The sequence below is a fragment of the uncultured Chryseobacterium sp. genome (assembly GCF_913776365.1).
In the GTDB taxonomy this organism is placed as follows: Bacteria; Bacteroidota; Bacteroidia; order Flavobacteriales; family Weeksellaceae; genus Chryseobacterium.
Window position 1 is genome coordinate 1 of record NZ_CAJYMO010000245.1, and the last position, 7,845, is coordinate 7,845.

The following is a 7,845-nucleotide window of genomic DNA, read 5'->3' on the forward strand; positions in this document are numbered from 1 at the left end:
GTTAACAGCCCGACCTGGTTTTCCGTGAATACGCTGATGGTATATTCTCTTTTATTCATAGTTTGATCATATGATGTTATTTTAAACGGATTTCACTGGTACTGCATCCCTGCGGCACCATGGGAAAGACATTGTTTTCTTTTCCTACCTGTACCTCCAGCAAATAAGGGCCTTCGGCTTCCAGCATAGCTCTGAGTGATGATCTCAGCTGTTCCCTTTCCGCCACCTGCCTGCCATCAATCCCGTAGGCCTTTGCCACCGCCGGGAAATCAGGACTGGTAATATCTACAAAAGAGTACCGGCGGTCATGGAAAAGTTCCTGCCACTGGCGCACCATTCCGAGAAAAGAGTTGTTCAGCACAATCATTTTGACACCTATGTTAAACTGCGCCAAAGTTCCGAGCTCCTGAATGTTCATCTGGAATCCTCCGTCTCCGGCAATACAGATGACCAGTTTATCCGGATTTGCCATTTTTGCACCCACGGCAGAAGGCAGCCCGAAGCCCATGGTTCCCAATCCTCCCGACGTTATGTTTCTTTTTGATCCCGTAAACCGGGCGTACCGGCAGGAAATCATCTGGTGCTGCCCTACATCGGTGCAGATGATGTAGTCGCCGCCGGTGAGCTCATTCAGGCCATGGATCACTTCGCCCATCGTCAACTCGCCTGTCCCGGGAAAAAGTTCTTTCCGTACCACTTCATGTTCTTCCTCCTGCTGCAGGCTTCTGAAGCGGCTCAGCCATCCGGTATGCCTGCTTTCGGCCAGGAGTTCCGTGAGCATCGGAAGCGTTTCCCTGCAGTCTCCCAGCACAGGAACATCCGCCATGACATTTTTATCGATTTCCGCAAGATCGATATCAAGGTGAACGATCCTGGCCTGTCTCGCATATTGGTCCAGCCTGCCGGTTACCCGGTCGTCAAAACGCATTCCGACAGCAATGAGGACATCACATTCATTCGTTAATTTATTCGGTGCATAATGGCCGTGCATTCCGAGCATTCCTACATATAAAGGATGACCGGCAGGCAATGCGCCCAATCCCAAAACGGTAGCCGCTGCCGGGATTCCTGTTTTTTCTATAAATTCCTTCAGTTCGTTCTCCGCCTTTCCGAGGATAACCCCCTGACCAAAGAGCAGAAAAGGTTTCTCTGCAGTACTGATCAGTGCTGCTGCCTTATGGATATAGTCAGGCTTTACTTCAGGCCTGGGATGATAAGATCTTATCCCCGTACATTTTTCATATCCTGCAAAGTCGGTTTCCTGAAGCTGGGCATTTTTGGTAATATCGATGAGCACCGGCCCGGGCCGTCCCGATGCGGCAATATAGAATGCCTTTGCCAGAACGGCGGAAATATCATCTGCATCAGTGACCTGGCAGTTCCATTTCGTAACCGGTGCCGTAATATTGATAACGTCCACTTCCTGAAAAGCATCCGATCCCAGAAGTGAAGCAAACACCTGGCCTGTGATGCAGACCACCGGTGTGCTGTCGATCATGGCATCTGCGAGGCCGGTTACAAGATTGGTAGCACCCGGACCGCTGGTAGCAATGGCTACCCCCACTTTATCGGAAGATCTCGAATAGCCCTGTGCCGCATGGATTGCTCCCTGCTCATGCCGTACCAGAATATGGCGGATGGCATCTTTATAATCATACAAGGCATCGTAAATCGGGATCACAGCGCCTCCCGGATAGCCGAAAACAGTATCTACCTGCTCCGCTTTCAGCACCTCAAGAATGATTTCCGATCCTTTGCATCTTCTGATATTCCGGGGATCCTGAGTCTTTTTTACTGTATGTGATAATTCCATAATTGTATTAAAAATCGGTTATACATCCTTCTGAAGCATCGGAAACCAGTTTTGCATATTTATACAGTACTCCGCTCTTCACTTTGTAATCAGGCTGCCGGAACCCGGCTTTCCTCTCCTGAAGTTCCTTTTCTGAAATGATAAGATTAATGGTATTTTTTTCGGCGTCGATCTCAATAAGGTCATTGTCTTTTACCAGTCCTATCAGTCCGCCTTCAAAGGCTTCCGGGGTGATATGCCCCACAACGAAACCATGGGTTCCGCCTGAAAACCTGCCGTCTGTAATGAGAGCCACGTTTTTCCCCAGCCCCGAACCCATCAGCGCGGAAGTGGGTTTCAGCATTTCCGGCATTCCGGGTGCGCCTTTGGGTCCCTCATTTTTGATAACCACCACATCCCCTTCCCGGATGACACGGTCTTCAATACCCCTGATGAACTGCTTCTCTCCGTCAAACACTCTTGCCTTTCCTTTAAAAAAGCTGCCTTCCTTTCCGGTGATCTTGGCAACGCAGCCCTTTTCAGCAAGGTTGCCATACATAATGCGGATGTGTCCGGACGGCTTAATGGGATTGTCGACCCGTCTGATAATGTCCTGCTCCCGGTCAATGATGGAACTTATATTGGCAAGATTTTCTGCTACCGTTTTACCGGTTACCGTAAGGCAATGTCCGTGGATCAGTCCTTCATCCAGAAGGTACCTCATGACAGCCGGAACGCCTCCTACCCTGTGAAGGTCCTGCATCAGGTATTTTCCGCTGGGCTTCAGGTCTGCCAGTAAAGGTGTTTCGTCACTGATTTTTCTGAAATCATCAAGGGTGAGCCTGTATCCTATGCTTTTGGCAATGGCGATAAAATGAATAACGGCATTGGTACTTCCGCCAAGAACCATAATCATGCGCAAGGCATTTTCAAAAGCTTCCGGAGTCATGATGTCCGACGGCTTGATATCCTTTTCCAGCAGAATTTTCATATAGTATCCCGCCTGTTCGCACTCTTCCTTCTTTTCCCTGCTCAATGCGGGATAGGAAGAGGAATACGGCAGGCTCATCCCCAGTGCTTCGATGGCGGAAGCCATGGTGTTGGCCGTATACATTCCGCCACAGGCCCCAGCTCCGGGACATGAATTTTTAATGATCCCCTCATAGTCTTCGCCTGAAATTTTTCCAGCAATTTTATTCCCCAGCGCTTCAAACGCAGAAACGATATTCAGATCTGTTCCTTTGTAATGCCCGGCCTCGATGCTTCCGCCATATACCATAATGGAAGGCCTGTTGAGACGCGCCATGGCCATTACGGAGCCGGGCATATTCTTATCACAGCCGGGAACGGTAATCAGCCCGTCGTAATACTGCCCGGCACAGACGGTTTCAATGCTGTCTGCAATAACGTCCCTGCTCACCAGGGAATACCGCATCCCGTCCGTACCGTTGGTCATGCCATCGCTGATCCCGATGGTATGAAACATCAGTCCTACCAGATTCTGCCGGTTCACTCCCTTTTTTACCAGTTCCGAAAGGCCGTTCAGATGCATATTGCAGGTATTTCCGTCATACCCCATGCTGGCGACCCCGATCTGTGCCTTGTTAAAGTCCTCTCTGGTAAATCCGATTCCGTAAAACATAGCCTGTGTGGCCGGCTGGGTAGGATCCTGTGTAAGGACCCTGGAGTATTTATTCAGGTTTTCACACATACTGCAGCTGATTTTTCAGGTAGGAATAATCTTCATTCAGTACCAGATGGCGGTACGCTTTCCGGATTGCAGCCGAACGGCTTTCTTCCCAGTTCATCGCAAACTTTACATCATCAAGGGATTCGAGGGCTACGATTTCTGCTGCCGTACCACAGAAGAATGCAGCATCGGCTCCTTTCATTTCTTCAGGGGTGAAAACGGCTTCCCCACAGCCGATCCCTAACTGTTCTGCTATCTCAAAGACAGTTGCCCGGGTGATGCCCGGCAGGATGTTTCCTTTGGCAGGCGTAAAGAGTTTTCCGTCTTTTTCAAAAAAGACATTGGCTCCTGAGCTTTCTGCTACGTTCCCGTTACTGTCCAGCAGCAACGCTTCGTCATAACCTTTGTCTTTGGCTTCCTGGCAGGCAAGGATTGAGTTCACATAATGCCCGCTTACCTTGGCTTCTATCCTGAAGGCTTTCGGGTTGGGGCGTTCAAATGAAGACGTCATCACTCTCATTTTATCTGCCATATAACCGTTGTCCCAGTTCCATGCTTCGATTACCAACTGGCTTTTTCTTCCTTTTGAAAGTGACATATTAGGCGAACAGATCACCAATGGCCTTATGTAAGCATTCTGAAGCCCGTTCATTTCCAGCAATTCATAAGTGATCTCAATCATTTCATTGCTTGAACAGGAGAAGGGCATCATCATCAGCTCTGCTGATTTTTTCAGCCGGTCAAAATGTTCCTCTGCTTTGAAGATTTTTGTACCGGAAGCTGTTTTGTACGCTTTGATGCCCTCAAACACAGCATATCCGTAATGCAGCGACTGTCCGTAAAGATCTGTGGAAGCTTTGGAAGCCGGCAAGAATTCCCCGTCGTAGTAGAGGACACTTTTTTCGTTATAATACATATTTTTTATTTTTAAATTTCACTGTCAGGCATAAAAAAAACCATCCCCGATGAGGATGGTTTTTATATTAATTGTAAGAGTTTCAATATACCATCACTCATCACCGGAATCCGATAATGATAATAATAATGGCAATAATAGTATTGAATGTTCTCTGCATTTTGTTGCTTTAATGGGACAAATGTAAGCGTTTTTTTTAATTAAACAAACGATCTGTAAAAAATTTTTTAAAATTCCGCAAAAAACGGCATTTTATCTATGCTGATCTGGTCAGCTGGTCCAGTCTTTTCAGTAAGGCAGGAATTCTGAAATTTCCATGCATATTCTTGATATTTTCAATCATGCTTTCCAGCTCCGTACCGGCTGTGGTAAGAAACAGCGGTGTCCTGCTTTCCCCCCTGCAGATTGCCTTCCGTTTTGAGTCCGGTGCGGCAAATTCATTTTTGGCAATACCCACTATAGGAACCTTCCTTTTAAGGGCTTCATATAGATAGCCGCCCAAACCTATTTTTCCTGTATCGTCTAAGGTAACATAACCATCAACGACAATGATGTCCTCCGGTTTGAGATCAATTTTTTCCAGCAGGCTCAGGATGCAGGGCAGTTCTCTCTTATAAAATGCGCCGCTTTCGTAGGCTGAAACGACGGCCGTTTTTTCTGTATAAATACGGGCTTCCTTTTCGTCAGTCCAGCTTTCAAAGGCAAGGCAGACGGTGTAGGCACAATCGGGATAATAATAGGTGTCAAATGCGTAAATCATCAGTCTCTTTGGTATGTAATCTATTACAGGCTTTCCTTGAAAAATTCACCGAAATGCCATAAAATACCGGAAGGATCAACGACAAAGCATTCTTTTTCCCAGGGCAATGTGCGAACGGGCATAAGCTTCACCTTGTCGTACTTTTCTGTAAGTCCCAGACTCAAAAGATAGCTCCAGAATGCGTCGGCATCTTCTGTTTCCACAAAAATCATGGAATTATCAATCCAGTCCTTTACATACGCGTCCTGAAGGTAAAAAAAAGTTTCATTCCAGCGGAAAAGGGAGAATCCCGGACCTAACGTTACTTCATCAAAGCCAAGATCCCTGTAAAAGCGGCTTGAAGTTTCAAAATTTTCCGAACCGATAAACGGCCTTGCGGATTTAATATTCGGTTTCATAAGAAAAGCGGTGATGTGAAAAAAAGCAGACTTTTCCGAACTGCCTTTTCTAATGGGTAGATATTTTTTTTATTTTCTGTCTACGATGATTCTCTCCGGGCGGTTGGCAATTTCCCAGGCGGTTGTAAAAACCAGCTGCGTTCTTTTGGCGAGCAGATCATAATTGATCTTGTCTGGATCATCCGTAGGCTTATGGTAATCTTCGTGGATTCCGTCAAAGAAAAAGGCTACAGGAACATTATTTTTGGCGAAATTATAATGGTCAGAGCGATAGTACAGACGCTGGGGATCATTGGGGTCATCGTATTTATAATTCAGTTCCAGGTTATTGGTCTTCCGGTTGGCCGCTTCGTTGATTACTTTCAGCTGGGAGCTCAGCATTTCTGAACCGATAACATAGACATACTGTTTCCCCCTGTTTTCAGGATCATCACGCCCGATCATATCGATATTCAGGTCCGCTACCGTATTGGCCAATGGAAATACCGGATGATCCGTGTAATATTCAGACCCGAAGAGGCCATGCTCCTCACCGGTAACATGCAGGAAAAGAATGGATCTCTTCGGACCGCTGCCAGCCTTTTTAGCCGACTGGAAAGCTTTTGCGATTTCCATCACGGCCACCGTACCGCTGCCGTCGTCATCCGCACCGTTGTAAACGACTCCGTTCTGTGTACCGACATGGTCATAATGAGCGGACACCACTACAATTTCCTCAGGTTTTTCCGAACCTTCAATGAAAGCGAGGATATTTTCGGAATCCGGAAGATATCCGCCACCTCTTTTTTGCATGAAATCTGAAGGTACTTTCTGGTAGTAAGAGCCCAATACTTTCGGAAAGGCAATTCCCAGATTCTTATAGTAATTGACCATATACTCCCCTGCCTTCTTCTGTCCGGGACTTCCCGTATCCCTTCCCTCCATTTCATCAGAGGCAATCACATATAAATTCTTCTTGAGATCAGCTGCTTTAATTTCTTTGTAAGCAGCAACAAAAGTCTTGTCACCCTGCGCTGCGCTTGAAGAGACTGAACCTGTTGATGTTTTTGCCGTTCCGCAACCGGAGAGTACACTTATTGCAAATACCGGAATCAAAAGTTTTTTCATATTAAAAAAATAATTTCCCTAAAAATAACAAAATTTATTGAATGTCTGGCGGATCGGTAATTTTACTATATTTGACTAAAACCAAAAGATATGGAAAAAGTTTACGGATTTACCCATCATTCTTTTTTCTCAGAGATGTCGCAGCTCGCGCAGAAGCATAACAGCTATGACCTGTCACTGGGCCTGGCCGATTTTGATATTGACATCCGCCTGAAAGAATTTCTGAAAGAAGCCGCCGGGCAATCCACCCATCACTATGAATCTGCTGCCGGAAATGCAATGCTGATCCGTAACATTATCAGCTTCAACGGTCTGCGGCAGAACAGCATCTTCCTCTCTGAAGCAGAAGTTACCATTACGCCCTGTGCTACCTTTACGCTGTACACCGCCCTGAAATGCATATTGGATGCAGGTGATGAAGTCATTATTATCCAGCCATCTTACTACACCTATGGTCCTTCGGTTGTACTGAACCACGCTGTTCCGGTTTTCTACGATCTTGAAGATGATTTTACGGTAGACTGGGAAAAGTTCGCCAGCTGCATTACTGAAAAGACAAAAGCCATCATTATTAATTCTCCACAGAACCCCACGGGAAAACTCTGGTCGGAAAGTGAATGGAAGCATCTGGCCAGCCTTATCGGCAGCCGGGAAATTTATCTGATTTCCGAAGAGATTTATGATACGTATTGCTACACTGAATCCGGTCATTACAGTGCTTTTCTGCATCCTGAGCTGAGAAAGAAGTGTTTCTGTATTTTCTCGTTCGGGAAAATGTTTCATTCTACCGGATGGAAAGTCAGTTATCTGTTGGCCCCGGAGGATCTGACTTTGAAGTTCAGATGCCACCAGCAGTATATTTCCTACAGTGCCAATGCACCCTGCCAGTATGCCATTGCCCGGTATCTGGAAGTGTTTGACCCTGATGAAAATCAGCAGACCATGCAGAAGAAAAGGGATCTTTTTTACGAGTTGATTCAGGAAACGCCGCTTGTTCCCCTGCCAAAAGCAGAAGGTGCCGTTTTCCAGGTTGTTAATTTCAGGAAAATTTCCCAGACGATGACCGATGTGGAATTTTCAAAGTGGCTCACCATCGAGAAGAAAGTCTCATGCCTGCCGATGTCCGCTTTTTATCATGCCAGGCAGGATTCAGATTACATCCGTTTCAGCTTTGCCAAAAGA

The 7,845-nt window shown here is 46.4% G+C and carries 7 protein-coding genes; 1 reads left to right on the top strand and 6 read right to left on the bottom strand.

Going from position 1 to position 7,845, the window contains the following annotated elements:
- Window positions 1-76: 76 nt before the first annotated feature.
- From ilvB to QZ735_RS12545, 6 genes are all read right to left on the bottom strand, one after another.
- Entirely contained in the window at window positions 77-1,813 is a 1,737-nt protein-coding gene (ilvB, locus tag QZ735_RS12520) for a biosynthetic-type acetolactate synthase large subunit (RefSeq protein ID WP_294248960.1), read from the bottom strand.
- 7 nt (window positions 1,814-1,820) lie between these two features.
- Window positions 1,821-3,503, bottom strand: coding sequence for a dihydroxy-acid dehydratase (gene ilvD, locus QZ735_RS12525; RefSeq protein WP_294248963.1), 1,683 nt, complete (start codon window positions 3,501-3,503; stop codon window positions 1,821-1,823).
- Window positions 3,496-4,398 (bottom strand): branched-chain amino acid transaminase, encoded by a 903-nt coding sequence (locus QZ735_RS12530; protein ID WP_294248967.1) that lies wholly within the window; start codon window positions 4,396-4,398, stop codon window positions 3,496-3,498. The genes ilvD and QZ735_RS12530 overlap by 8 nt, the downstream gene beginning before the upstream one ends.
- A gap of 256 nt (window positions 4,399-4,654) precedes the next feature.
- Window positions 4,655-5,158, bottom strand: coding sequence for an endonuclease V (locus tag QZ735_RS12535; protein ID WP_294248970.1), 504 nt, complete (start codon window positions 5,156-5,158; stop codon window positions 4,655-4,657).
- A gap of 23 nt (window positions 5,159-5,181) precedes the next feature.
- The gene (locus tag QZ735_RS12540) at window positions 5,182-5,556 is read right to left on the bottom strand and encodes a glyoxalase (protein WP_294248972.1); all 375 of its coding nucleotides are present in this window, start codon (window positions 5,554-5,556) and stop codon (window positions 5,182-5,184) included.
- Window positions 5,557-5,625: 69 nt separating this feature from the next.
- Window positions 5,626-6,663 carry a M28 family metallopeptidase gene (locus QZ735_RS12545; protein WP_294248975.1) on the bottom strand — a complete coding sequence of 346 codons (1,038 nt, stop codon included), beginning with the start codon at window positions 6,661-6,663 and terminating at the stop codon, window positions 5,626-5,628.
- Window positions 6,664-6,753: 90 nt separating this feature from the next.
- Between QZ735_RS12545 and QZ735_RS12550 the strand changes: the two genes are divergently transcribed.
- A partial coding sequence (locus QZ735_RS12550) for an aminotransferase class I/II-fold pyridoxal phosphate-dependent enzyme (RefSeq protein WP_294248977.1) occupies window positions 6,754-7,845 on the top strand: 1,092 nt, incomplete at its 3' end.